Below are 515 nucleotides of genomic sequence, written 5' to 3'. Positions count from 1 at the left end.
ACTGTGTTGCAGGCGATAGGACTCGTTACCGGTTTCGACGATGTGGCAGTGGTGGGTCAGCCGATCCAGCAGGGCGGTGGTCATCTTGGCGTCGCCGAACACGCTCGACCATTCGGCGAAGCTCAGGTTGGTGGTGATCACCACGCTGGTGTGTTCGTACAGCTTGGATAGCAGGTGAAACAGCAACGCACCGCCGGCCTGGCTGAAGGGCAGATAACCCAGTTCGTCGAGGATGACCAGATCCATGCGCAGCAGAGCTTGGGCGATCCGCCCGGCTTTGCCGTCGTGCTTTTCGCGCTCCAGCAGATTGACCAGATCGACCGTGGAGTAGAAGCGCACGCGCTTGCCGTGCCGGGTGATGCCGGACACGGCCAGCGCAGTGGCCAGGTGGGTTTTACCGGTGCCAGGCCCACCGATCAGCACCACGTTCTGCGCGGTGTCGGTAAAGGCCAGACTGGCCAGTTCGCTGATCAAACGAGCGTCTGCGCTGGAGGCGCTGAAGTCGAAGCCGGCCA

General features: G+C 62.3%; 1 pseudogene. It reads right to left on the bottom strand.

Going from position 1 to position 515, the window contains the following annotated elements:
- Positions 1 to 515, bottom strand: a pseudogene (istB, locus tag APH44_RS28850) (IS21-like element ISPst3 family helper ATPase IstB); the annotation flags it as partial.

It is taken from the genome of Pseudomonas sp. NBRC 111143 (genome assembly GCF_001320965.1).
GTDB classification, from domain to species: Bacteria; Pseudomonadota; Gammaproteobacteria; order Pseudomonadales; family Pseudomonadaceae; genus Aquipseudomonas; species Aquipseudomonas machongensis.
The sequence above is the reverse complement of the archived record's forward strand: the minus strand, read 5'-3'. Positions and strand labels throughout refer to the sequence as shown.